The organism is Bradyrhizobium sp. SHOUNA76 (genome assembly GCF_023006445.1).
Classification (GTDB): Bacteria; Pseudomonadota; Alphaproteobacteria; order Rhizobiales; family Xanthobacteraceae; genus Bradyrhizobium.
In genome coordinates this window covers 1-757 of sequence record NZ_JALBHA010001032.1, presented here as the reverse complement: position 1 = coordinate 757, position 757 = coordinate 1, and the positions used below count along the sequence as shown (strand labels likewise).

2 protein-coding genes are annotated in these 757 nt (G+C 68.7%); both read left to right on the top strand.

Annotation, left to right across the window (positions count from 1 at the left end):
• Positions 1–296 (top strand): biotin/lipoyl-containing protein (locus tag MOV74_RS39510; RefSeq protein ID WP_309486895.1); only part of this gene is annotated, 296 nt, incomplete at its 5' end.
• Between the two features lie 4 nt (positions 297–300).
• Positions 301–757 (top strand): biotin carboxylase N-terminal domain-containing protein (locus MOV74_RS39505; protein WP_309486894.1); only part of this gene is annotated, 457 nt, incomplete at its 3' end.

The window sequence follows — 757 nt, the reverse complement described above, 5'->3', positions numbered from 1 at the left end:
CAGCCACGGCGCTCCGCCCGAGCCGCCCCGAGCCTGCGCAACGCGTACCGGTCAGCGACACAGCGGATGGCGTCGTCGCGCCGCTCTTTGGCGTCGCCTATCTGCAGCCCGATCCCGACGCGCCGCCCTTCGTCACGGTGGGCCAGGCGATCACCGCCGGCACGACATTGTGCGTCATCGAAGCGATGAAGATGTTTCACGAGGTTCGCGCCGATCGGGACGGCGCCGTGGCCGCAATTCTCGTCTCCACCGGGCAGGAGGTCGAGGCCGGGCAAGAACTGATGCGGATCAGGTAGGCACATGTTCGGCTCGGTCCTCATAGCCAACCGAGGCGAGATTGCGCTGCGCATCCAGCGCGCTTGTCGGCGGCTCGGGCTGCGCACCATCGTCGTCCACTCGGAGGCCGATCGCGAAGCGCCGTACGTGCATCATGCCGATGAGGCCATCTGCATTGGGCCGGCCGCGGCGGCGCAGAGCTATCTCAACCAGATGGCGCTGCTGTTCGCCGCCGAGGTCAGCGGAGCCGAGGCGATCCATCCCGGCTACGGGTTCCTGTCCGAGAACCCTGGTTTCGCCGAGCAGGTCGAAGCCGCCGGCCTGACCTTCATCGGCCCGACCGCCGCGGTAATGCGCGTCATGGGCGACAAGGTTGCTGCCAAGCGGGCGATGCGGGCCGCCGGCGTTCCCTGCGTACCCGGTCCGGATGCGGCGCTCGGCGACGACCTCGATCTCACGCGCTCAATCGCGCGGCAGATCG